This is a genomic window from Mesorhizobium sp. M7A.F.Ca.ET.027.02.1.1 (assembly GCF_004022985.1).
Lineage (GTDB): Bacteria > Pseudomonadota > Alphaproteobacteria > Rhizobiales > Rhizobiaceae > Mesorhizobium.
In genome coordinates, this window is record NZ_RZOL01000915.1 from 1 (window position 1) to 508 (window position 508).

General features: G+C 66.3%; 1 protein-coding gene. It reads left to right on the forward strand.

The window, feature by feature from the left end:
• On the forward strand, window positions 1-508 hold a 508-nt coding region (locus EN749_RS36985), incomplete at both ends, for an NAD(P)-dependent oxidoreductase (protein ID WP_145991231.1).

The window sequence follows — 508 nt, forward strand, 5'->3', positions numbered from 1 at the left end:
CTCGACGCCCCTGGCCGAGGCGACGGCCGCGACGAAATTACCCGCCTCGCCGCCGTCGCCTCGGCCAGGGGCGTCGAGACGCTGGAATGCCCGGTCACCGGTGGCGTGCATCTGGCGGCGGCCGGAAAGATCACGGCGCTGGTCGGCGGCGATCCTGCGCTCTACGAGCGTCATCGACCGGCCATCGAGGCGATGTGCGCAAAATCGTTCCTGATGGGTCCGGTCGGCTCGGCGGCGGTGATCAAGGTGATCACCAACATGCTCGCCTTCATCCATCTCGTTGCCGCCGGCGAAGCGCTGATGCTGGCCAAAAAGGGCGGGCTTGACCTCGCCCAATCCTACCACGCCATATCAGCCTCCTCCGGCAACAGCTTCGTCCACGAGACCGAAAGCCAGCTCATCCTCAACGGCTCCTACGACATCGGCTTCACCATGGACCTGGCGCTGAAGGACCTCGGCTTCGCGCTCGCCATCGGCGAGCAGTCCGGCGTGCCGCTTGAGCTGGCAT